The 24,183-nt window shown below is 48.3% G+C and carries 22 protein-coding genes; all 22 read right to left on the bottom strand.

Features of this window, described 5'->3' with window-relative positions:
- Positions 1 to 7: 7 nt before the first annotated feature.
- A complete protein-coding gene (gene pnp, locus KNO78_RS02750; protein WP_074037212.1) occupies positions 8 to 2,224 on the bottom strand; it encodes a polyribonucleotide nucleotidyltransferase in 2,217 nt (738 codons plus the stop codon).
- 128 nt (positions 2,225 to 2,352) lie between these two features.
- Positions 2,353 to 2,622 (bottom strand): 30S ribosomal protein S15, encoded by a 270-nt coding sequence (rpsO, locus tag KNO78_RS02745; RefSeq protein WP_074037213.1) that lies wholly within the window; start codon positions 2,620 to 2,622, stop codon positions 2,353 to 2,355.
- Positions 2,623 to 2,746: 124 nt separating this feature from the next.
- A complete protein-coding gene (locus KNO78_RS02740) occupies positions 2,747 to 3,673 on the bottom strand; it encodes a bifunctional riboflavin kinase/FAD synthetase (RefSeq protein ID WP_214691048.1) in 927 nt (308 codons plus the stop codon).
- Positions 3,674 to 3,689: 16 nt separating this feature from the next.
- Positions 3,690 to 4,604 carry a tRNA pseudouridine(55) synthase TruB gene (truB, locus tag KNO78_RS02735; RefSeq protein WP_251125233.1) on the bottom strand — a complete coding sequence of 305 codons (915 nt, stop codon included), beginning with the start codon at positions 4,602 to 4,604 and terminating at the stop codon, positions 3,690 to 3,692.
- A 46-nt stretch (positions 4,605 to 4,650) separates the two neighbouring features.
- Complete coding sequence (rbfA, locus tag KNO78_RS02730) at positions 4,651 to 4,995, bottom strand: 30S ribosome-binding factor RbfA (protein WP_159562106.1); 345 nt, start codon at positions 4,993 to 4,995, stop codon at positions 4,651 to 4,653.
- An 18-nt stretch (positions 4,996 to 5,013) separates the two neighbouring features.
- On the bottom strand, positions 5,014 to 7,221 hold the full coding sequence (gene infB / locus KNO78_RS02725) for a translation initiation factor IF-2 (protein ID WP_214691050.1): 2,208 nt from the start codon (positions 7,219 to 7,221) through the stop codon (positions 5,014 to 5,016).
- 21 nt (positions 7,222 to 7,242) lie between these two features.
- Positions 7,243 to 7,539, bottom strand: coding sequence for a YlxQ family RNA-binding protein (locus KNO78_RS02720; protein ID WP_015881428.1), 297 nt, complete (start codon positions 7,537 to 7,539; stop codon positions 7,243 to 7,245).
- The gene (gene rnpM, locus KNO78_RS02715; protein WP_193343251.1) at positions 7,536 to 7,811 is read right to left on the bottom strand and encodes an RNase P modulator RnpM; all 276 of its coding nucleotides are present in this window, start codon (positions 7,809 to 7,811) and stop codon (positions 7,536 to 7,538) included. Before rnpM ends, KNO78_RS02720 begins: the two co-directional genes overlap by 4 nt.
- Positions 7,808 to 8,971, bottom strand: a complete 1,164-nt coding sequence (nusA, locus tag KNO78_RS02710; protein ID WP_074037219.1) for a transcription termination factor NusA — start codon at positions 8,969 to 8,971, stop codon at positions 7,808 to 7,810. The genes rnpM and nusA overlap by 4 nt, the downstream gene beginning before the upstream one ends.
- Before the next feature lie 14 nt (positions 8,972 to 8,985).
- The gene (gene rimP / locus KNO78_RS02705; protein ID WP_193343250.1) at positions 8,986 to 9,462 is read right to left on the bottom strand and encodes a ribosome maturation factor RimP; all 477 of its coding nucleotides are present in this window, start codon (positions 9,460 to 9,462) and stop codon (positions 8,986 to 8,988) included.
- 113 nt (positions 9,463 to 9,575) lie between these two features.
- On the bottom strand, positions 9,576 to 13,868 hold the full coding sequence (locus tag KNO78_RS02700) for a PolC-type DNA polymerase III (RefSeq protein WP_214691051.1): 4,293 nt from the start codon (positions 13,866 to 13,868) through the stop codon (positions 9,576 to 9,578).
- Positions 13,869 to 13,938: 70 nt separating this feature from the next.
- A complete protein-coding gene (locus KNO78_RS02695) occupies positions 13,939 to 15,639 on the bottom strand; it encodes a proline--tRNA ligase (RefSeq protein WP_214691278.1) in 1,701 nt (566 codons plus the stop codon).
- A 32-nt stretch (positions 15,640 to 15,671) separates the two neighbouring features.
- Complete coding sequence (gene rseP, locus KNO78_RS02690; RefSeq protein WP_214691052.1) at positions 15,672 to 16,922, bottom strand: RIP metalloprotease RseP; 1,251 nt, start codon at positions 16,920 to 16,922, stop codon at positions 15,672 to 15,674.
- A 3-nt stretch (positions 16,923 to 16,925) separates the two neighbouring features.
- Positions 16,926 to 18,083 carry a 1-deoxy-D-xylulose-5-phosphate reductoisomerase gene (dxr, locus tag KNO78_RS02685; protein WP_159562102.1) on the bottom strand — a complete coding sequence of 386 codons (1,158 nt, stop codon included), beginning with the start codon at positions 18,081 to 18,083 and terminating at the stop codon, positions 16,926 to 16,928.
- Positions 18,084 to 18,097: 14 nt separating this feature from the next.
- Complete coding sequence (locus tag KNO78_RS02680) at positions 18,098 to 18,895, bottom strand: phosphatidate cytidylyltransferase (RefSeq protein WP_159562101.1); 798 nt, start codon at positions 18,893 to 18,895, stop codon at positions 18,098 to 18,100.
- A gap of 1 nt (position 18,896) precedes the next feature.
- Positions 18,897 to 19,634 carry an undecaprenyl pyrophosphate synthase gene (locus tag KNO78_RS02675; RefSeq protein WP_159562100.1) on the bottom strand — a complete coding sequence of 246 codons (738 nt, stop codon included), beginning with the start codon at positions 19,632 to 19,634 and terminating at the stop codon, positions 18,897 to 18,899.
- Positions 19,635 to 19,718: 84 nt separating this feature from the next.
- Positions 19,719 to 20,279: a ribosome recycling factor gene (gene frr, locus KNO78_RS02670; protein WP_031421698.1), complete on the bottom strand. Its 561-nt coding sequence runs from the start codon at positions 20,277 to 20,279 to the stop codon at positions 19,719 to 19,721.
- Positions 20,276 to 21,001 carry a UMP kinase gene (gene pyrH, locus KNO78_RS02665; RefSeq protein WP_015881417.1) on the bottom strand — a complete coding sequence of 242 codons (726 nt, stop codon included), beginning with the start codon at positions 20,999 to 21,001 and terminating at the stop codon, positions 20,276 to 20,278. The genes frr and pyrH overlap by 4 nt, the downstream gene beginning before the upstream one ends.
- 110 nt (positions 21,002 to 21,111) lie before the next feature.
- Positions 21,112 to 21,993, bottom strand: a complete 882-nt coding sequence (gene tsf / locus KNO78_RS02660) for a translation elongation factor Ts (RefSeq protein WP_078146717.1) — start codon at positions 21,991 to 21,993, stop codon at positions 21,112 to 21,114.
- Between the two features lie 117 nt (positions 21,994 to 22,110).
- Positions 22,111 to 22,851: a 30S ribosomal protein S2 gene (gene rpsB / locus KNO78_RS02655; RefSeq protein WP_015881415.1), complete on the bottom strand. Its 741-nt coding sequence runs from the start codon at positions 22,849 to 22,851 to the stop codon at positions 22,111 to 22,113.
- A 152-nt stretch (positions 22,852 to 23,003) separates the two neighbouring features.
- The gene (locus KNO78_RS02650; protein ID WP_074037229.1) at positions 23,004 to 23,396 is read right to left on the bottom strand and encodes a hypothetical protein; all 393 of its coding nucleotides are present in this window, start codon (positions 23,394 to 23,396) and stop codon (positions 23,004 to 23,006) included.
- A gap of 12 nt (positions 23,397 to 23,408) precedes the next feature.
- A complete protein-coding gene (locus KNO78_RS02645; protein ID WP_159562099.1) occupies positions 23,409 to 24,179 on the bottom strand; it encodes a FliA/WhiG family RNA polymerase sigma factor in 771 nt (256 codons plus the stop codon).
- Positions 24,180 to 24,183 lie beyond the last annotated feature (4 nt).

Here is a 24,183-nt window from a genome sequence, read left to right as displayed (position 1 = left end):
AGAATAATTAATTTGTCGAGCGCGGTGGACGACGGTCCCCGTCACGACGTGGCGGACGGCTTTCGCGAGGTGGACGGCTTTCACGTGCTGCCTTCCGTTTCGCTTCGTATGCCTCACGCTCTTCAGGAGACAATCCTTCTAAGATGAGCGCTTTTCGTGATGCGTTGACACGACCTTTGTCATCGATTTCAGTGACTTTGACTTGAATCGAATCGCCAAGCTTCACAACATCCTCGACGTTTGCGACACGCTCAAGGCTGAATTCGGATACGTGTACGAGTGCATCTTTCCCTTTGAATAACTCGACGAATGCGCCGAATTTCTCGATGCGACGTACGGTAGCATCGTATACTTCACCGACGACGACTTCACGGACAATGTCACCGATCATAGACATGGCAAGATCGATTCCTTCTTGGTCCGTCGAGGCGATGAAGACCGTACCATCTTGTTCGATGTCGATCTTGACGCCCGTTTGGTCGATGATGCTGTTGATCATCTTCCCACCTGGTCCGATGACGTCGCGGATTTTATCCGGATTGATTGTCATCGTCACAATCTTCGGTGCGTATTTCGACAATTGTGTACGTGGTGTATCCAACGTCTCAAGCATGTGGTCAAGAATGTGCAAACGACCGACACGTGCCTGTTCAAGCGCTTCTTCTAGAATTTCACGCGTGATTCCGGCAATCTTGATATCCATTTGAAGGGCAGTGATCCCGTCTTTCGTTCCAGCTACTTTGAAGTCCATATCCCCAAGGTGGTCTTCAAGTCCTTGAATATCTGTCAAGACCGTGTAATGCTCACCTTCCATGATAAGACCCATGGCAATCCCAGCGACTGGCGCTTTGATTGGCACACCTGCATCCATCAATGCGAGTGTCGACCCACAAATCGAAGCTTGTGAACTTGAACCGTTTGATTCGAGTACTTCTGAAACGAGACGAATCGTATACGGGAAGTCTGCTTCTTTCGGAATAATTGGAAGAAGTGCACGTTCACCGAGTGCCCCGTGACCGATTTCACGACGACCTGGTGCACGGACAGGACGTGCTTCACCGACTGAGAATGGCGGGAAGTTATAGTGGTGCATAAAGCGCTTGTTCTCTTCAAGACCGATTCCATCGATGATTTGTGCGTCTCCGATGACACCGAGAGTCGCGACCGACATGACCTGTGTTTGACCACGTGTGAAGAGACCGACACCGTGTGCGCGTGGGAGTAATCCGACTTCTGACGCGAGCGGACGAATCACGTCTGGACGACGTCCGTCTGGGCGGACTTTTTCGACCGTGATCAAACGACGGACTTCATCTTTGACGAACTTGTTCAAAATCCCTGAAACTTCACCGAGTTTCGATGGCTCGTCAGCAAGACGTTCTTCATACATCGCAACATATTTCGCAATCACTTCGTTGATGGCTTCGTCACGAGCATGTTTCTCTTCCACTTGAACCGCTTCTACGATTTCAGGACGAGCTGCTTCGAGTTCAGCAGTAAGCGCCTCATCGTATTTCGAGACCGTGTATTCGAATTTAGGTTTTCCGACGGCTTCTACGATTTCTTGTTGGAATGCGATCAAACGCTTGATTTCTTCATGTCCAAACAAGATCGACTCGAGCATGATGTCCTCAGGCACTTCGTTCGCACCTGCTTCAACCATGTTGATGGCTGTCGATGTCCCTGCAACTTGAAGTTCAAGGTCCGTTTTCTCCAACTGAGCCGTCGTCGGGTTGATGACGAACTCGCCGTCTACACGTCCGACTGTCACGCCAGCGATTGGACCGTCAAACGGTACATCTGAAATCGAGAGCGCGATCGATGTTCCTAGCATACCCGCCATTTCAGCCGAGCAATCTGGGTCGTTTGACATGACGTAAATCATGACTTGAATGTCATGACGGAATCCGTCTGGGAAGAGCGGACGAATCGGGCGGTCGATGAGACGTGATGTCAAAATCGCGTTTTCACCCGGGCGACCTTCACGGCGAAGGAAACCACCTGGAATTTTACCGACCGAGTAAAGTTTCTCCTCATAGTTGACCGTCAATGGGAAGAAGTCTAAATCTTTTGGTGCTTTTGAAGCCGTCACTGTCGCAAGGACAACCGTATCTCCATAACGCACGAGTGCCGAGCCGTTTGCTTGCTTCGCAAGTTGGCCGACCTCTACAGACAGTGGGCGTCCGCCCCACTCTGTAGAGAATACTTGTTTCGTACCTAACATGTACATTCTCCTCTCAAACCTTATCTAGTTTATTATGTAACTCATTCCAACGAATGTCTAATCATTTTCCTTAAAAAAGAAGAAACGGACTAGGACGTTGTCCCAGCCCGTTAAACAGTCTCAATCGATTAACGACGGAGACCGAGGCGTTGAATCAATTCACGGTAACGTGTAACGTCCTTGTTACGAAGGTACGTAAGCAAGTTACGACGACGTCCAACCATTTTCAAGAGACCGCGACGTGAGTGGTGGTCTTTCTTGTGTGTACGAAGGTGGTCGTTCAATGTGTTGATTTGTTCAGTCAACACAGCCACTTGTACTTCCGGTGAACCTGTGTCACCTTGTTTTGTCGCGAATTCCGCGATAATTTCGTTTTTACGTTCTTTTGAGAGTGCCATTGCCTCTCCACCTCCATTTAATGAAAAATTGCCGCGTTGCCGAGCCGACGTTGGTGAATCGACCAGCCAAGCGAAGCGGTGTACTTTGCGTACTTGACAAGGATAGCGTACCCGCTCTTGAAAGTCAAGATAGGATTGAACGAGCTGCCACCTCATCTTCTTTTAGTTGAGCGACCAATGCATCCAACCCATCGAACGCGCGTTCATTCCGAATATATTGGATCCACTCGATTTCGATGACTTGTCCATATAAATCCTCGGAGAAGTCGAAGAGATGGCTCTCAACAGAGACCAATCCCGTCTCATAAAACGTCGGACGACGTCCAACATTCGTCATCGCGTGGAACATCCGTCCGTCCGGTAGCGTGACTCGAGTCGCGTATACGCCCAATCGTGGCATGACGTACGAAGCGTCCATCAACACGTTCGCAGTCGGGAAACCGATTGTACGCCCTCTCGCATCACCGTGAATGACTTCGCCACAGATCACGTATGGCGTACCGAGGAGTTCATGTGCGGCATCGACCTGTCCCTCTGCCAAGAGTTTACGGATGCGGGTAGATGACACTTTTTCCCCATCCATCGTCTGCTCTGTGACGACAGACGTCGTGAATTGGTCACGCGCATGGTACGGAAGTGTCTCCATCGTCCCTTCTCCAAACTTTCCATACGAGTAATCAAAACCAGCTGTCACGTGCACGGCTCCGGCACCGATCAAATAATCATCTACAAACTGTTGCGGGGACAAATTGGCCAATTCTTTTGTGAATGTCAAGACGAGGCAACGCTCTACCCCGAGCGCTTCGATGCGCTTCAGTTTCCGGGACAGCGGTGTAATATAGCGGACCGCATCCGGTTTATTGGAGAGTACTTGTTTCGGATGAGGATCGAACGTGACGACCGTCACCGGCAGGTTGTGCTCAGCTGCCACGCGTTTGGCATGATTGATTACAGCTTGATGCCCTTTATGAACACCGTCGAAGAAACCGAGTACCATAATGGATGGATACACGTCGGGTGTTTCTGGATAAGTGAGATGTTTTGTTTCCATACTGTCAAATTCCCCCTTAGTCGATAGCCAACATGACCTCGACTGTAGCGTCTGTCGTTCCTTCTTGTCTTCGATATAAAGCAAGAGGGATTCCTTCTTCATTATAGACAGTAAATAACTCAAATTCGAGCGAAACGCCGTTCAGCTTCCCACCGTTGCGAATATAGCGTTCCCGATTCTTTGGAATGGTGATCATTGGCCAGCGTTTGATCACATCTTCGAGAGGAATGACATACGCCATTCGCTCCTCGACCGTTTCAAGTGTTTGAAGCGTTCCGAGTGTTACCGCGGTCGCTTCATCAAACGTTCCTGAGCTCGTCCGTCTGAGTTCGCTCATATGGGCAGGGTAACCGAGTTTCTCCCCAATCTGAACGGCGAGCGTTCGAATATACGTCCCTTTCCCACAGTCGATTTCCATTCGGAATCGACAGACGTCCGCTTCGAATATCAATTCACTCGTCCGCTCCAGACGATGAATCTCGACCGTCCGCCGAGGTCGTTCGACGGTCTGCCCTTTCCGAGCATACTCGTACAACTTCTTCCCATTTACTTTGACCGCCGAGTAGTACGGCGGGATTTGTTCAATCCTCCCTGTCAATTGGCGCATCGCCTCGTCAATCTGGGTTGCATCCAAATCGTTCGGTGTGACTGACTTCTGCGCGACGACCTCGCCATGCGCGTCCTCGGTCATCGTGGCGGTACCAATCGTCACCTCGGCCACGTAACGCTTCCCTTCATCTGTGATAAAACGCGATAACTTTGTGGCGCGTCCTAAACAGATGGGCAATATGCCTGTCACTTCCGGGTCAAGCGTACCCGTGTGACCGACCTTTTTCGTCTGGAATAATTTTCGTAATTTAAATACGCAGTCATGACTCGTCATGCCAGCATCTTTATCGAGTACGAGCACTCCGTTCGGTTCCAATTTCATCCCTCCATATAAAAAAAGGGAGAACGACGTCTCCCCTTTCAAATTATTAATCTTTGTTCAAATCACGAATCAACGAATCGATATGGCTACCATATGCGACTGAAGAATCATATTCAAACGAGATCTCTGGTGTTTTCCGAAGACGGATGCGATTCCCGATTTCGCGACGGATAAACCCTTTCGCCTTATCGAGACCAGCTTGCGTTTCTGCTTTCACATCTTCCTCATCACCAAGCACCGTATAATAGACTGTTGCTTGCTGTAAGTCACCTGTCACATCAACGCTCGTAATCGTAGCGTTTTTTGTACGCGGGTCACTGACTTCCCGTAACAAGACATCTGTTATTTCTTTACGCATTTGCTCGGCAACACGTTGGGCACGAATTTTCATACGTGATCCCTCCTCACATTATTTACGTTCGACTTCTTTCATGACGAACGCTTCAATGACATCCTCTACTTTGATGTCATCAAATTTCTCTACTTTAATCCCACACTCATAACCAGTCGCAACTTCTTTCACGTCATCTTTGAAACGACGAAGCGTATCGAGTTTACCTTCGTAAATCACGATTCCGTTACGAATGACACGGACACCGGCGTCACGTGTGATTTTACCTTCTGTCACATAACAACCTGCAATCGCACCGACTTTCGAAACTTTGAAGACGTCACGGACTTCGACTTGACCTGTGATTTCTTCCACGAACTCTGGGTCAAGCATCCCTTTCATCGCGCTCTCGATTTCTTCGATTGCGTTGTAGATGATGCGGTGGAGACGCATTTCAACGTTCTCTTGTTCCGCCATCGAACGTGCGTTTCCATCAGGACGGACGTTGAATCCGATGATGACAGCATTCGCAGCTGAAGCGAGGATGACGTCACCTTCCGTGATTGCACCGACACCTTGGTGAACGATGTTAACTTTGACGCCTTCGACATCAATCTTGCGGAGTGAACCAGCCAATGCTTCGGCTGACCCTTGAACGTCTGCTTTGATGATGACGTTCAAGTCTTTCACTTCACCTTCTTGAATGCGGCTGAACAAATCATCAAGACTTACTTTCGCCGACTCACGACGCTGTGACTCAAGGTAACGTTGGTAACGTTTTTCCCCGATTGCACGTGCTTTCTTCTCATCTTCGAAGACGATGAACTGGTCACCCGCTTGTGGAACGTCGTTCAAACCAGTGATTTCAATCGGTGTAGATGGTCCGACTTGTTTCACACGGCGACCGATATCGTTGACCATCGCACGGACACGACCGAATGTGCTACCGACGACGATTGAGTCTCCGATTCGAAGTGTACCGTGTTGAACGAGAAGTGTCGCGACCGGTCCACGTCCTTTGTCGAGTTTCGCCTCGATGACTGAACCACGAGCTGGCATGTCTGGTGTCGATTTATATTCTTCGACTTCAGATACGAGGAGAATCATCTCGAGCAATTCATCGATCCCTTCGCCTTTGATGGCAGAAATCGGAACGAAGATTGTTTCGCCGCCCCACTCTTCAGGGATGAGACCGAACTCTGTCAACTCTTGTTTGACACGGTCAGGGTTTGCCCCTTCTTTGTCCATTTTGTTGACTGCCACGATGATTGGAACGTTCGCTGCCTTGGCGTGCGAGATTGCTTCCTCTGTTTGTGGCATGACGCCATCGTCAGCCGCAACGACGATGATCGCGATATCTGTCACTTCGGCACCGCGGGCGCGCATCGTTGTGAAGGCTGCGTGACCTGGTGTATCGAGGAATGTGATTTTCTTATCGTTGACTTCAACTTGGTAAGCACCGATGTGCTGCGTGATTCCGCCCGCTTCTCCTGCGACGACTTTCGTGTTACGAATCGAGTCAAGAAGTGTCGTTTTCCCGTGGTCGACGTGACCCATGATGGTAACGACAGCTGGACGTTCTTCCAGGTCATATTGTGAGAAGTCGATCTCAACTGTTTCAAAGTCTGTCTCATCGACAACAACTTCTTTTTCAACCTCAAAGCCGAATTCTGCAGCGAGTAATTCAACCGTTTCATCATCAAGCGTTTGGTTGATGGTTGCCATGACACCGAGACCCATCAACTTCATGATGATTTCATTTGGCTTTTTATTCATTTTTGAAGCAAGGTCAGACACGCTGAGTACATCGTCATACTTGATGACGTTGCCCATCTCTGCCTCTTGCGCGAGACGTGCTGCTTTACGCTGACTTGTCTTCGAGTTTGGATCGGCTTCTTGTGGCACAGCCGCTTTTACCGGCTTGCCTTTGCCTTTCCCTTTTCCACGTTTTTTATTGCGTGGGTCGTTGTTTCGGTTGTCGTTACGATTTTGTCCACCGCGATTGTTTTGACCGCCACGGTTCTGTTGTCCCGCTTGTGGACGTGGCGATTGTGCTTCTTTTTTCTCTTGCTTCGGCTCATTCGATGTTGACGTCGCTTTCGCTTCCGCTTGTTTTTCAGCACGATATTTTTCAGGATTGAACACACGGTCCAATTGTTTTACCGTTTCCTCATCGAGGACGGCCATATGGTTTTTCACCGGTTTGTTCAATTTTTCTAATTGAGTAATGACTTGTTTACTCGTTACATTCTGTTCTTTTGCAAATTCATAGACGCGTTTTCCCAAAGCATCCACCTCCGTTAATAGTTAAGAGAGAAGTTGCTTAAGCTTGTTCGCAAATCCGGATTCTGTCACCGATACGACGACACGCATGTCTTTACCGAGTGCAGCCCCGATTGTATAGCGATCGCTCACTTCAATCAATGGCACTTGATAAGACGCACATTTGTCAGTGACTCGTTTTTTCGTCGAGGCACCTGCATCTCCGGCTAGAATGACGAGCTTGGCACGACCCGCTCGTACATCCTTTAATACAAACTCTTCTCCCATCGTTACTTTCCTCGCTCGAGCAGCAAGGCCTAACAATGATTCCCACTGGCTCATGATTCGCCACCTGCGACAGCTTTCAACTGTTCATACAAGTCGTCGCTCGTCTTTACTTTCAAGTGATGGTCGAGCGTCCGTTTTTTCTCTGCTTGACGGACGACTTCGATATCTTTTGATAAGTATGCGCCACGACCGTTCACTTTACCCGTCTGATCGATGACCACGTCACCTTCAGGCGTACGAACGACACGAATCAATTCTTTTTTCGGGAGCATTTCTTGTGTGACCACACACTTACGCAAAGGAAGTTTCTTTTGCTTCATGGTCATTCCTCTTCTTTCACCGCAGTCGTTTCAACTGTAGCATCTGATAAGTCTTGTTCTACTTCATTTTGAACAATTTCTGGTTCTGATTCAACTTTTTCAGCGAACGTATCGAACAAATCAAGTGCTTCGGCATCCGTTTCACTCTTGATATCGATTTTCCATCCTGTCAATTTCGCAGCGAGACGGGCGTTTTGACCACGTTTCCCGATCGCGAGTGACAATTGATAGTCCGGTACGACGACTGTCGTCGATTTTGCTGGCTCGTTGACATATACCGCAACGACCTGAGCCGGGCTGAGTGCGTTACGAACGAACTCTTTCGGGTCTTCAGACCAACGGACGATATCAATTTTCTCGCCGTTCAATTCGTCGACGATCGTTTGAACACGTTGTCCTTTCGGTCCGACACAAGCGCCGACTGGGTCGACGATATCCGAATGTACAGCTATTTTCGAACGGTCACCCGCTTCGCGTGATACTGACATCACGTCCACTGTTCCGTTTGAAATCTCTGGAACTTCGAGTTCGAACAAACGGCGCAAAAGTCCCGGATGCGTACGCGAAACTTGAATCGCTGCACCTGAACCTTTCGTCGTTGAATCTACTTTTGTCACGTATACTTTGATGCGATCATGAATTTGGTATGACTCGTTCGGCATCTGTTCATTCGGTGTCAATACAGCTTCAATGTTGTTTTCGAGACCGATATAAAGGTTGCGTGGGTCAAAACGCTCCACGATCCCTGTCATGATTTCATCTTCTTTGTCAGCGAAGTGGTTGTAGATGCGTTCGCGTTCCGCTTCACGCATCTTCTGTGTGACGACTTGTTTTGCCGTCATCGCCGCGACACGTCCGAAATCACTCGGTGTGACTTCTTCTTTATGGAAATCGCCGAGCTCATAGTTCGGATCGATTTCATGTGCTTCTTCGAGTGAGAGCTGTTGGTCCGGTTGCGTGAGGCGCTCTACGACTTCTAACAAAGCGTAGACACGGATATCCCCCGTCACCTGATCAAACTCGACTTTCACGTGCTCGTTCGGGTTCGCCACGTTGCGGCGATACGCAGAAATGAGCGCTTGTTCGAGTGCATCGATAATGATATTTTTGTCGATTCCTTTTTCTTTGGCAATCTGATCGATTGTAGTGAGTAATTGTGGACCCATCTTCTTCCCTCTCCTTAACTAAACGTGACCGCTAAGCGGGCTTGTGCAATTTTGTCAACCGGTAGCGATACCGCTTTTTTTCTTGTCTTGATGCGTGTCTCGATCACGACCGTTTCCCCATCATATGCCGTCAAAATTCCTTCAAACTCTTTGGCACCATCGATCGGAGCGAACGTTTTCATGTAGACATTTTTGCCTACCGCACGTTCAAAATCGCTCGGCTTTTTCAGCGGACGCTCCGCACCAGGACTCGAGACATCAAGATAATAAGCCTGTTCAATCGGATCGGTTTCGTTTAGTTTTTCCGAGAGCTGTTCATTGATATTGACGCAATCGTCCAAATCGACGCCCCCCGGCTTATCGATATAGACGCGCAAGAACCAGTCTGGACCTTCCTTAACAAATTCCACATCGACCAATTCCATGTTTTCTCGTTCTACGATCGGCAACGCAATCGATTCAACGACTTCTGTTATTTTGGACACTCTCATCCCTCCTTCTGGCTTTTACATACAAGAAAGGAGTAGGGTTCCCTACTCCTTTCCGTCGTAGTATCCAACTTTGTTCGATACTAATATATCATATTTTCCCGATAAATCGCAACTTACACCCCAAAATCAAAGAATGAGAGTTGGTTCTCATCAGGCAGACCTTCGAGACATTTCATCGTATCGAGTGTCTCGATGACCGTTTTCGAAAGTTTCGCACGTTTCCGCAAATCTTCTTTCGAAAGGAACTGTCCTTCTTCCCTTGCTTCGACAATCGCTTTTGCCGCATTCGTTCCCAGTCCATCGACCGCGTTGAAAGGTGGAATCAGCGTATTGTCTTCAATCAAGAACTCTGTCGCACTCGACCGATACAAGTCGATGTTTTGGAACTTCATTCCCCGCTCGAGCATTTCGAGCGCAAGTTCGAGGACCGTGTGTAGCCCTTTATCCTTCGCTGTCGCATCGAACCCTTTTTCTCGAATATCCGACATCGCCTTACGAACGGCCTGGGGACCTTTGATCATCGCGGATAAGTCAAAATCTCCCGCTCGAACGGTAAAGTACGTCGCGTAGTACAGAATCGGATGATGTACTTTAAAGTATGCAATCCGGACCGCCATTAACACGTAGGCAGTCGCGTGTGCTTTCGGGAACATGTACTTGATTTTCTTACAAGACGAGATATACCATTCCGGCACGTCATTCTCTCGCATCTCGGACTCCATCTCTTCCGTAAGCCCTTTCCCTTTCCGGACGGATTCCATGATTTTAAAGGCGAATGACGGTTCGAGGCCCGCGTAAATCAGATAGACCATGATGTCATCTCGACAACCAATCACATCCTTCAGTTCGCACGTCCCGTTATAAATCAATTCGTTCGCGTTCCCGAGCCAGACGTCTGTTCCGTGGGATAGACCGGAAATTTGAACGAGCTCCGAGAACGTCGAAGGTTTTGTCTCTTCAAGCATCTGACGAACGAATTTCGTCCCGAATTCTGGAATCCCGAGCGTCCCGGTTTTCGATTCAATCTGTTCTGGTGTCACCCCAAGCACTTCTGGTGAAGAAAAAATCTTCATGACTGTCGGGTCATCTGTCGGAATCGTCTTTGGATCGATACCAGACAAATCCTGTAACATCCGGATGACGGTCGGGTCATCATGCCCGAGAATATCAAGTTTCAATAAGTTGTCATGGATGGAGTGGAAGTCGAAGTGAGTCGTCTTCCATTCAGACGAATTGTCATCCGCCGGATATTGAATCGGGGAGATATCCGCGATGTCCATATAGTCCGGTACGACGATGATACCCCCTGGGTGTTGCCCCGTCGTCCTTTTTACACCGGTGACCCCAGAAACGAGACGGTCGACTTCGGCGTTCCGATAAATCTTATCGTTCTCGGTCGCATAGCCTTTCACGTATCCATAAGCCGTTTTGTCGGCAATCGTTCCGATTGTCCCGGCACGATAGACGTATTCTTCTCCGAACAGTACTTTTGTATAGGCGTGGGCATGCGGTTGATATTCACCTGAGAAGTTCAAGTCGATATCCGGTACTTTGTCCCCTTTGAAACCAAGGAATGTCTCGAACGGAATATCATGACCGTCTTTTTTGTACCACGTGCCGCACTCCGGACACTCCTTGTCTGGCAAGTCATACCCCGAACCGACCGATCCATCATTAAAGAAATGTGAGTGCTGACAGTTCGGACAGACGTAGTGAGGCGGTAGCGGGTTGACTTCGGTGATTTCCGTCATCGTTGCGACGAGACTCGACCCGACCGACCCCCGCGAACCGACCAGATATCCATCATCGAGTGATTTTTTAACGAGTTTATGCGAAATCAAATAAATGACGGCGAACCCGTGACCGATAATCGATTTGAGCTCTTTCTCAAGACGCGCCTCCACGATTTCAGGCAACTCGTCTCCATAGATGGAGCGAGCCATGTCGTAGCTCATATTCCGAACCTCATCATCTGCCCCTTCAATTTTAGGTGTGTACAAATCATCCGGGATGATTTGAATCGACTCAATCTGATCGGCGATTGCATTCGGATTCGTGATGACGATTTCACGCGCTAAATCGTCACCTAAAAACTTGAACTCTTCCATCATTTCTTTTGTCGTCCGGAAGTGCGCATGTGGTAATTCCTTACGCGTATTGATGAAGTTTGCCCCACCTTGTGTACGAATCAAGATTTCGCGATAAGACCGGTCCGACCGATCTAGATAGTGCACATTCCCTGTCGCACAAACCGGTAACTCGGCCTTCTCGGCGACACGAATGATGCGCTTAATGATTTCGCGGAGTTCTAATTCATTCGTCACAATCTCTTTATCAATCAAATGGTGGTAGAGTGCCGGGGGATGAATCTCGATAAAGTCATAAAATGACATCATCTTCTCGAGTTCATCATCCGACTTGTTCAAGGCGGCGTCAAAAATCTCCCCGTTATCACAAGCCGAACCAATCAATAATCCTTCTCGCCGTTTCACAAGCTCGGAACGTGGCATGCGTGCCATCCGATACAAGTAATCGATGTGAGATAAGGAGATGAGCTCGTATAAATGACGAAGTCCTGGCTTTTTGTTTTTCGCGTAGATGGTCGCATGGAACGGACGAATCTTCGACACGTCACTGCCGACTTTCGCGTTCAACGAGCGATGTGTCGTCATTTCGAACATCTGCTTAGCGAGATCGAGTAACTTCATGAGCAAATACGCCGTTGCTTCCGCATCGTAAATGGCACGGTGATGTTGTGTCAGTTCGATATCGAATCGCTTCGCGAGTGTATTGAGTCGATGATTCTTCAACGTCGGCATCAGCGTTCGAGCAAGTTCGAGCGTGTCGATGACCGGGTAATCGTCCGGTTCATGCCCACCACTACGGAGTGTCGCCTCGAGGAAGCCCATGTCGAATGACGCGTTATGGGCAACGAGAATGCTGTCGCCACACCACTCGACGAACTGTTTCGTGATCACTTCCGGGTCCGGTTGACCTTGGACCATGTCATCCGTGATCCCTGTCAATTCGATGGTGGTCGCTGACAAGGCATGTTTCGGGTCGGCGAACGCTTCAAACCGGTCAATGATTTCTCCGTCCTTGATTTTAACCCCAGCGAGTTCGATGATTTTATTGTAGACGGCAGAAAGTCCCGTTGTCTCGACGTCGAAGACGACGTATGTCGCATCATCCAATGCCACATCGGTCGCATGATAAGCGACAGGGACACCATCGTTGACGACGTTCGCCTCGACTCCGTATAACACTTTGATATCATTTTTCTTCCCGGCGTAATAGGCTTCCGGGAACGCCTGAACTCCAGCATGGTCGGTAATGGCAATGGCACGGTGTCCCCATTTTGCGGCACGAGCGACGAGCGACGAGACATTTGTGACGGCATCCATTTGGCTCATCTGTGTATGCGCGTGAAGTTCGACGCGTTTCTCACCTTCCCATTCGTCACGTGGTGGTTCTACTTTCACTTCTTGAAGTTGAGATGCCATCATACATAGTTCGCGCATGAACGAATCATCTTCGACCCGACCGGCCGTTTGAATCCACATCCCTTTTTTGACGGCACTAAGCATACGGTCGTCATCGTCATCGCGTGCAAATACCTTCACAATCAATGAGTCTGTGTAATCCGTCATCTTGAACGTGAATAGTTTCTTACCACTCTTCAACTCTTTGCGCTCTGCTGAGAAGACGAGTCCACGAATCGCGACACGTCGTTCTTCCTCGATAATCGTCTTGATTGGGACAATCTCATCTTTAATGAGCGCACCCATCCGGATTTCTGTAATCGGTTCGTCGTTCGTTTCTGTTGCCTTGGCGAATTGGGCAGCCAGTGCCATTTTCGCTTGTTCGATATCTTCTTGAACGACCTGTTCGCGAAGGGCTTGATTTGCCTCAGCGTCTTCCGAAAATTGAGCCTGACACGGTTTTTTTGTGAACCCATAGGCACTATAGAGCGCCTGTACTTCTTGACAGAGCTCTTTGTCCACATAACTCGCCTCAGGTGCGGAACGCACCGGAATCATAAGTTTGTTCTGCTCGAATCGTGGCGAAACGGAGCCGAAATAACTGCGCATCGCGCCAGATACTTGGCTCAACTCGCTGACGATTCGTGGCCAATAGTCGATATAGTCTTGCTCGCTCCCACCCGCTACTGTCGAGAACCGAGCGTACACCTCATCCGCAAACGTTGCATAACGGCTTTCTAGTCGACTCATGAACAATTGATGCACGTCGTATGGCAATACTGCTGGAAATGAAAAATAGAACGTCCACGTCCGTCGCTTCTTATTGACGACGAGTCGTGAGAGTTCGGCCTGATCAAACAGGTCCGTCTCGGTCGTGATCCCAAGGTCACTTAATAATAATTGCATCTTTTGATTTGCTTCCACGGGTCCGTCTTTCCCCCTTTATGCCAATTCGACAAATGAAGGTGACCGCTTCCGCTGTCACCTTCATCCATTAATGAACTTCGCTAAATTTTGAAGCGATGACTTCTTTCAATTCATCGATTGATGTTTCAATCACTTCACCTGTTGCACGTACTTTCACTTCAACGATGCCTTCGCCAGCTTTTTTCCCGACGTTCACGCGAATCGGGAGTCCGATCAAATCTGCATCGGCAAACTTGACGCCCGCACGTTCTTTCCGGTCGTCGAACAAGATATCGTATGTTTGACCGAGCTCTTCATAAAGACGGTTCGCCAACTCGACTTGCGTCTCATCTTTTGCGTTGATTGCAATCAAATGGAGATCGAACGGCGCTACGTTACGTGGCCAAATGATTCCACGGTCGTCGTGATGTTGTTCGACGATGGCTGAAAGTGTGCGTGACACCCCAATGCCGTAGCAACCCATGATGAGTGGTTCGGCACGACCCTCTTCGTTGAGGAATGTCGCACCCATCGCTTCTGAATATCGTGTTCCGAGTTTAAATACTTGTCCCACTTCAATCCCACGAGCAAAACGAACCGGACCGGACTCATCCGGTGCCAAATCGCCTTCGACAACGAAACGTAAATCGTGGTATGTCATCTCGGCAAGGTCGCGCGCAGCATTTACACCCGTGTAGTGTGTGTTCGCCTCGTTAGCACCACAGACAGCATCCACTAAGTATTTGACCGCATAGTCGGCAACGACTTTGACTGGAGCGTTAATCGGTCCGAGTGTACCTGGTGCACAGTTGAACAACTCAACGATTTTCGCTTCTTCTTCAAGTTGAATGTCGAGTCCACCGAGTGCGTTCTTCACTTTGACTTCATTCGCTTCGTGGTCGCCACGAACGATTGCCATGACGGTTTCGCCATCCACGTTAAACAAGACAGATTTGATTGTCGTCTTCGGGTCCACATTCAAGAATGCCGCCACGTCCTCAATCGTACGATTTTCTTCCGTGTTCACTTTTTCGAGGGGACGAACGTCAGCTTGTTGCATCTCATAACGGTCGAGCGTTTCGGCCATCTCGATATTCGCCGCATAGTTCGACGTGTCCGTGTAGACAATTGTATCTTCACCAATATCCGCAAGCGCTTGGAATTCATGCGTGTCTTTCCCGCCGATTGCCCCAGAGTCTGCGACGACCGGACGATACTTCAGTCCTGTACGGTCGAAGATACGTGAGTAGGCATTATACATGTTTGTATATTCTTCATCTAAGTCTTCTTGTGTCGCGTGGAATGAATAGGCGTCTTTCATCAAGAATTCGCGTCCGCGCAGCAATCCAAAACGTGGTCGACGCTCATCACGATACTTCGTTTGAATCTGGTACAAGTTCATCGGAAGTTTTTTATACGAGTTGAGCTCATCTCGGACGATCGATGTAATCAATTCTTCGTGTGTCGCACCGAGTGCGAAGCGACGGTCATGACGGTCCGTCAAGCGCATCAACTCAGGACCGTAAATGCCCCATCGTCCTGTCTCTTCCCAAAGTTCTGCCGGTTGGATGGCAGGCATCAATAGCTCTTGAGCTCCGGCACGATTCATCTCTTCGCGGATGATCGTTTGGATGTTGTGTAACACTTTATGTCCGAGTGGAAGATAAGAATAAATTCCTGCCGCATTTTGACGGATGAATCCTCCACGGACGAGGAGTTGATGGCTGACCGCTTCCGCGTCAGCCGGCACTTCTCTCAATGTAGGCATGAGCAATCTAGATTGTTTCATACAGTTCAACGTTTCCCTTCTCTACAAACAGCTTATTTAAAGAATGATTGAATGTCGTTCCAAGTGACAATCAACATTAAAATCATCAAGAGTGCGAATCCGATAAAGTGGACGAATCCTTCCTTTTTCGGATCGATTGGACGTCCGCGTACCGCTTCGAACAAGAGGAAAATCAAACGTCCTCCGTCTAACGCTGGCAATGGGAGCAAGTTGAAGATGGCAAGGTTGACGGAGAGAAGCGCTGTCCAATTCAACAGCATGATCAAACCGCTCGCCGCTACTTCATCTGTCATCCGTACAATCCCGACCGGACCTGCTAGTTGATCGACACCGACTTGTCCTGTCACCAAATCACCGACCGCAGAGAAAATCAGCGTCGACATCGTCCATGTCGTTTCCGCCCCCGTCGTCACGGCTTTGACCGGTGATCGTTCGAGCGCGTTCGTGACACCAAGAATCCCGACCGTCTCTCCGTTTTGTTCGACTGCTTGTGGTGTAAGGGTGACAGTTGCTTCCTCTCCATCACGGACATACGTGACTTCCGTAGGGGTGTCCGCGCGGTCTTCTAAAGCAGATCGCAAGTCGAGCCAATCGGTAATCGGCTCGCCTTCAATCGAGACGATTTCATCCCCACTCATCAAACCAGCCTCATCAGCGGCTGAATCCGGTTGAACCGTACCGATTTGACCATCGTTCGTTGGGGTTCCTTGAACGAGCCCAACAATAATGAGCAAGATGAACGCCAAGACAAAGTTCATCGCCGGACCGGCTGCGATGGCCAAGACACGCTTCCAAACCGACTGGGCCCCAAACGTTCGATCATACGGTGCAATTTGAATTTCCATCCCTTGGTCGACAAGGAGTGTGTCTCGCTCTAATGAATAGACCCGCACTTCCTCATCGATGAGAAGTTGAACTTTCAACTCATGTGTCGAATCGAACTTATCGACGGTTCCGACGACATGGACATCTTTAGCCGTGTCCGGTTGGAAGTAGACACGATCGACCGTCCCCTGTTCAGTGAGACGAAGTCCGACATGCTGACCCGCTCGGACTTCAATCGGTTCAAAATCTTCTCCGGCCATTTTGACGTAGCCACCGATTGGTAAAAGACGAATGGTATAGAGCGTTTCATTTTTACGGAATGAAACAATTTTTGGACCGAATCCGATTGCAAACTCGTGACAGAGAATGCCTGCCCGTTTCGCCATGACGAGGTGTCCCCATTCGTGTACCGAAATGAGAACGCCAAACATCAAAACGATGGCGATAAAAGTCGTCATGATTTATTCCCCACCTTCAATTCCTTGCTGAATCTGTTGACGTACTGCTCGGTCAACTTCTAGAATTTGTGCGAGCGTCGGCTCGGCAATGACCTCATGTCGAGCCATCGCTTCTTCGACGAGTCGTTCAATCTCTAAAAACGTGATCTGACCGTTCAAGAATAGGTCCACTGCCACTTCATTGGCTGCATTCAAGACGGTCGGCATGGAACCACCGGCTCTTCCTGCTTCGAACGCTAACCGGAGTGCCGGGTAACGATTGAAATCAGCCTCTTCAAAATGCAGCTTTCCGATTTCCTTCAAGTTTAACCGCTTATTCCCCTCGATTTCAAGCCGCTTCGGTCCCGATAGCGCATAAAGGATCGGACCACGCATATCCGGGTTTCCAAGCTGGGCCATCACGGCAGCATCTTTAAATTCGACCATCGAATGAATAATCGATTCACGATGCAAGATGACTTCAATATCATTATAATCGATATCGAACAGCCAGTGTGCCTCGATGACTTCCAAGCCTTTGTTGAACATCGTCGCCGAATCGATTGTGATTTTTGCTCCCATTGACCAGTTCGGATGATTCAGTGCGTCTTCAACAGTCACATCAGCCAGCTCATCACGTGAACGATCACGGAAACTACCGCCTGAAGCCGTTAGAATAATCTTTGATACATCTTCTCTTCGTTCCCCGTTCAAACATTGATAAATCGCGGAGTGTTCACTGTCGACAGGCAATAGGTTGACCCCATGTTCTTTCACGGCCGCTTTGACAAGATGTCCTGCGGTAACGAGTGTTTCCTTGTTGGCGAGTGCAATATCTTTCCCTGCTTGAATCGCCGCAAGCGTCGGTTCGAGTCCAACTGCTCCAACGACTGCCGTCACGACGATGTCAGCCCGTTCTGCCGTCGCACACTCTTTCAGCCCCTCCGGTCCAATAAAATAGAGAGGTTCATATGTAAGACGTGGCTTCAACTGTTCGAGTACTTCGATACTCGTTGCCGACACATATTTTGGTCTAAGTCGATTGATCCATTCCGTGGCGACATCGACGTTCGTTCCGAACGCATACGCCTCAAGTTCAAACAGGTCGGGGTGCTGTTCGATGACGTCACAAGTTTGAACGCCAATCGAACCAGTCCCACCAATTAAGCTAATTCGCTTCATTTCGACACTCCTTTTTAAAGCAGATTAAACACCCAAATGACGGTAAAGACCGCAATCATACTATCAAACCGGTCTAAAATGCCACCATGTCCTGGTAACAGGTGACCCGAATCTTTGACTCCATACTGGCGCTTATAAGCAGACTGCACCAAATCTCCGAGCTGTCCGACTACCGCCACGACAATCGCTAAAATGACGACCTCAATTATCGGCAAGATCGGATCAATCCAGACGAAGATGATACCGAGTACAATCGCAGACACAATGCCCCCAATCGCCCCTTCAATCGTCTTGTTCGGACTAATCGATGGCCATAATTTGGCTTTCCCGAATGCCTTTCCGGTAAAATATGCTCCCGAGTCCGTCGCCCAAATCATAAACAAGATCAGCAACACTTTCGATAGACCGTCCTCAGAGAGCCGGACTAACGCAAAACTAGAGAAACCGACGACCAAATAGACCGCTGAGACGAAGTAAAAACTAGCGTCTTCATACGTGAACCGATTTTTCGTGACCACTGTCCAAAACAGCAACAGCACGAGCCCTAAGACGAGCCATTGTTCAATCGAGAACGGAAGTTCATCCGTGACAACCTGATTCTCAATCAATAATAAGAGGAATGGGAACGCCACGAGGAGCGCTGTCACCAAGAACGGAAACGCCAACAGCTTATGCTGTCGCATCAACGTGAATTCACTCAATCCGATGAGTGCTAAAATCCCCATCAATGAAACAAATGCATTTCCTCCAAGCGCAATTACCGTGATGAAGATGGCTCCTGCCCATAGTCCTGTAATAATACGTGTCTTCATGTTACACCCCACCAAAACGTCGCGTGCGCGCGTTGTATGATTCAATCGCTTCTACAAAATGCTCACGCTTAAATTCCGGCCACAATACTTCTGTGAAATGAAGTTCAGCATATGCGCTTTGCCATAATAAAAAGTTAGAGAGTCGTTGTTCCCCGCTCGTCCGAATAACGAGATCCACGTCTTGAACGTGTGTCATGAGTCGTTCACCAATCATACGGTCATCGATATCGTCTGCCTGAACCAAACCGGACTGAACGTCTCCTGCAATGCTGCGCATCGCTTGAACGAGCTCATCCCGTCCCCCGTAGTTGAGTGCGAAGACAAGATTCAACCCTGTGTTCGCAACGGTCCGTTCTCTCGCCTCGTTAACGGCTTCTCGTGTCTCTCGTGGGAGTTTCGACGTATCTCCCGCAACGAGCACTCGTACATTCTGTTCGTGGAGTTCTTTCAAATCGGTCTCCAAAAACTGTTTCGGTAGTTTCATCAAGAATGAGACTTCCTCTTCCGGACGAGTCCAATTCTCTGTAGAGAACGCATAAAGCGTCAGAGACCGAATCCCGAGTTCTTGTGCTGTTCGTACCGCTTCCCGGATGGACTTCATCCCTTCCCGGTGACCCATGATGCGAGGGAGACCACGTTTTTTGGCCCAGCGTCCATTTCCATCCATAATGATGGCTACGTGCTCAGGAACACTTAACTCCGCCTCGATTTTCGTTTTAGGATTCACCCATTTAAACATTCTGTCATCCTCCTGATTGTATGAAAGAAGGACCCTCTCAGAAAAAGGGTCCCCACACAGCTTTTTGGTATACCACTTCCGTGATTACACTTCCATGATTTCTTTTTCTTTAATTGCTGCAGATTCATCAATCTTCTTGATATACGAATCCGTCAACGTTTGAACGTCATCTGCATATCCGCGGAGATCGTCTTCTGTTAACTCGCCATCTTTCTCGAGTTTCTTCAAGTTTTCATTTGCGTCACGACGAACGTTACGGACAGCAACTTTCGCTTCTTCTGCGTATTTTTTCGTGACTTTAACTAATTCTTTACGACGTTCTTCCGTCAATGCAGGAATCGCCAAACGAATGACCGTACCGTCAGATGATGGAGACAAGCCGAGGTCTGCCTTTTGAATCGCTTTCTCTACTTCAGAAACCATTGACTTATCCCATGGTTGAATCAAAAGTAGGCGCGCTTCTGGTGTATTGATGTTTGCCACTTGATTGAGTGGTGTTGGGACACCATAGTAATCAACTTGGACAGGATCCAAAATCGATGCGCTGGCACGGCCAGTGCGAAGCGTTCCAAAATCACGTTTAAGTGAAGAATGCGCTTTTTCCATTTTTTCTTCAGCTGTTTTCAATACTTCTTTGACACTCATGAATTGACTCCTCCTACTACCGTCCCGATATGTTCCCCGAGAACGACACGTTTAATGTTACCTTCTTCAAGCAATGAGAATACAATCAATGGAATGTGGTTGTCCATACAAAGTGACGTTGCTGTCGAGTCCATGACTTGAAGTCCATCCTTTAAGACGTCAAGATAAGACAACGTATCGTACTTCACTGCCGTCGCGTCCAATTTCGGATCAGCTGAATAGACGCCGTCCACATTGTTTTTACCCATTAAGATGACATCAGCTTCGATTTCAGCCGCACGGAGAGCAGCTGTCGTGTCCGTTGAGAAATATGGGTTTCCTGTGCCGGCCGCAAAGATAACGACGCGTCCTTTTTCAAGATGACGCATTGCGCGACGACGAATGTATGGTTCAGCAACTTGTCGCATTTCAATTGATGTTTGGACGCGCGTTTGGACACCGTACGTTTCAAGGCTATCTTGAAGAGCAAGTGAGTTCAATACAGTTGCGAGCATACCCATGTAATCTGCGTTTGCCCGATCCATCCCGAGTTCACTACCCGTCTTTCCACGCCAAATGTTTCCGGCACCTACAACAACGGCGACTTCTACACCCATCTCGATCAATTCTTTAATTTGACTTGAGATTGAGTTTACAATGTTAGGGTCGATCCCGTAACCTTGATCTCCAGCGAGCGCTTCTCCACTCAATTTTAACACAATTCGTTTATATTTCGGTTCCATAACTTTGCCTCCTCTTGCTTGAAAAAAGGGAACACGCTCCCTTAACGAACTAACTCAAGGTTATACAGACGTGTTCCCATTTTTAGTTGCATCACTGATTGTGACACAGATTATTTTTTAAGTTGGTTCATAACTTCTTCAGCAAAGTTCTCTTCACGTTTCTCCATACCTTCTCCTACTTCGAAGCGTACGAACGAGTTGATTTTTCCGCCTTTTGATTCTACGTACTTACCAACTTTGAAGTCGCTGTCTTTTACGAACGTTTGGTCAACGAGGCAGATTTCCTCGAAGTACTTGTTCATACGACCAGCAATCATCTTCTCAACGATGTTAGCAGGCTTGCCTTCGTTAAGTGCTTGCTCAGTCAAGACTTTCTTCTCGCGGTCGATTTCTTCAGCTGATACTTCATCGCGTGTCGCGTAAAGTGGACGTGCTGCAGCAACGTGCATTGCAACGTCTTTAGCAACTGTTTCGTCAGATGTGCCGTCGATTACAACGACTGACCCGATGCGACCACCCATGTGGAGGTACGTACCGAATACTGCATCGTCAGCTTTTTCAAGAACAGCTACACGACGGAGTGAGATTTTCTCTCCGATTGTCGAAGCTTCTTCTTGAATGTACGTTTCAAGTGTTTTACCTGCTTCGTACTCAGCCGCGAGTGCAGCTTCTGCAGTTGTTGCGCCTGATGCGAGTACTGCTTTTGCTACGTTGTTTACGAGTGTTTGGAACTTCTCGTTCTTCGCAACGAAGTCTGTTTCTGAGTTGATTTCGACGAGCACAGCTTTGTTGCCTTCAACTGCTACTGCTGTCAAACCTTCAGCGGCGATACGATCACCTTTTGCTGCTGCTTTAGCGATTCCTTTTTCGCGAAGGAAGTCGATTGCTGCTTGCATGTCACCGTCTGTTTCAACGAGTGCTTTTTTGCAATCAAGCATTCCTGCTCCTGTTTTTTCACGAAGTTCTTTTACCATTGCTGCTGTAACTGCCATCGGAAATTCCTCCTTGTAAAACTAACGAATTTTAAGAAAAAGCACAGGGCTTTTTGATTACATGTCCTAAAAAAAGGTGATAAAAGGCTTTCCCTTTATCACCTATTGTCTCACTGATTACTCAGCTTCTGTAGCTTCAGCTTCTGTCGCTACAGCTTCTTCAGCAACTTCTTCTTCACCTTGCTTCGCTTCGATGATTGCATCTGCCATCTTAGAAGTGAGCAATTTAACTGCACGAATTGCATCGTCGTTCGCTGGGATTACGTAGTCGATTTCGTCTGGGTCACAGTTTGTGTCGACAATCGCAACGATTGGGATGTTCAATTTGTGAGCTTCCGCGATTGCGATACGCTCTTTACGTGGGTCAACGATGAAGAGGGCGTCAGGCACACCAGGCATATCCTTGATTCCGCCGAGGAACTTCTCAAGACGAGTCATTTCTTTCTTCAAGATGATGACTTCTTTCTTAGGAAGTACTTCGAACGTGCCGTCTTCTTCCATTTTTTCGAGTTGCTTCAAGCGGTTGATACGCTTTTTGATTGTTGAGAAGTTAGTGAGTGTTCCACCCAACCAACGCTCGTTAATGAAGAACATTCCAGAACGGATTGCTTCCTCTTTGATTGTATCTTGAGCTTGTTTTTTCGTACCAACGAAGAGGACGTTTCCGCCTTCTGCCGCGAGTTCACGAACAAAGTTGTAAGCTTCGTCTACTTTTTTGACCGTCTTTTGAAGGTCGATGATGTAGATCCCGTTACGCTCTGTGAAGATGTATTTCGCCATTTTTGGGTTCCAACGGCGTGTTTGGTGACCGAAGTGTACACCAGCTTCAAGCAATTGCTTCATTGAAATTACTGCCATGATAAATTTCCTCCTTGTGGTTTAAAAAAGTCCTCCGCCTCGTTCATTGTTGTATTCCGACCTTTCGGCACCGAGGAATATCATCCCGAGACGTGTGTGATGTGTTTAACACCGAGAATTACTATAGCATATGTCACGAAATCCGGCAACTCTCACTTTTTACGAAGTTTCGCATAAAGCGCAAGCTCGCCCTCGCCTTTTCCGAGGATACGGGCAGCGTCCCGCACGGAATGTCGCAACAAGACATCGTCCACGTCGATTGACGCGGACGGGGTCGTCTCTTCTGTCGCCTCTACGACCGTTTGAACGGACTCATTGACAGGGAGCGATGAAGCTTCTTCCTGTTGAACCACGTTCGAACGTTCAACGGGTTCTTGAACAACGAGGTCGTTCATCGACTCCATGAATGAAAGAAGCAACGTTTCGGTCTCTTGCTTCTCTCGTTCGAGCCGTTCGACTCGTTCCTGAAGCGCTTGGACTTGTCGGTAGCCGAATAAAAAACCGTAAGCAACCAAACAAGCTGTGATCACATATACAATATACACTTGTTCATCTCCTTACGATGTCTTTTCTTCTAAATAGGACCGACCGAGCGCGTGTTTTAATGTCTTCAACGCTTTGGAATGAATTTGCGAAATCCGTGATGTTGACAGTTCGAGCACTTCCCCAATCTCCGTCAACGTCAGTTCGTCAAAGTAAAACAAAGAGACGACGAGTCGTTCTTTTTCGGATAAATGGTCGACTTCTGCTGCCAGCACATCAATCAATTCGCGTTGCAACAACGTATCTTCTGGCTTTTCAGAATCCGGGTCGAAATACGTGACAGACATGACTTTTCCTTCTTCTTGCAACGTCACGGCCTCATCAATCGACAACATATTGGCAAAGTACCCTTCCGCCATCGTTCGTTCGATTTCTGCAATCGGTAAGTCGCATGCCGAAGCTAACTCGCTCTTCGTTGGAGCACGATGTAACGACTGTTCAAGCTGTTCTGCCACCTGATCGATTTTTTTCACTTTTTCTCGAACCGACCGAGGTAACCAATCCACTTTTCGTAAACCGTCGATAATGGCTCCACGAATCCGAAACGCAGCATACGTATCAAATTTATTATTGTGCTCTGGATCATATTTCATAAGGGCATCGTACAATCCCATGTAACCCAAACTTTTCAATTCGTCGCGTTCGACGCTCTTTGGAAGCGTCACGATCATCCGTTGTACGTGGTAGTGGATGAGAAACTCGTAATGTGCTAGTAATTCGTTTGCTGTATCCATATCACGGTCCATATTCCAGCGATCCCACAACTGTGTAAGATGAGTCGTCATGTCG

The sequence above is a fragment of the Exiguobacterium sp. s132 genome (assembly GCF_018617235.1).
In the GTDB taxonomy this organism is placed as follows: Bacteria; Bacillota; Bacilli; order Exiguobacteriales; family Exiguobacteriaceae; genus Exiguobacterium; species Exiguobacterium profundum.
Note: the sequence above shows the minus strand (reverse complement) of the source record. Positions and strands in the feature narration are given on the sequence as shown.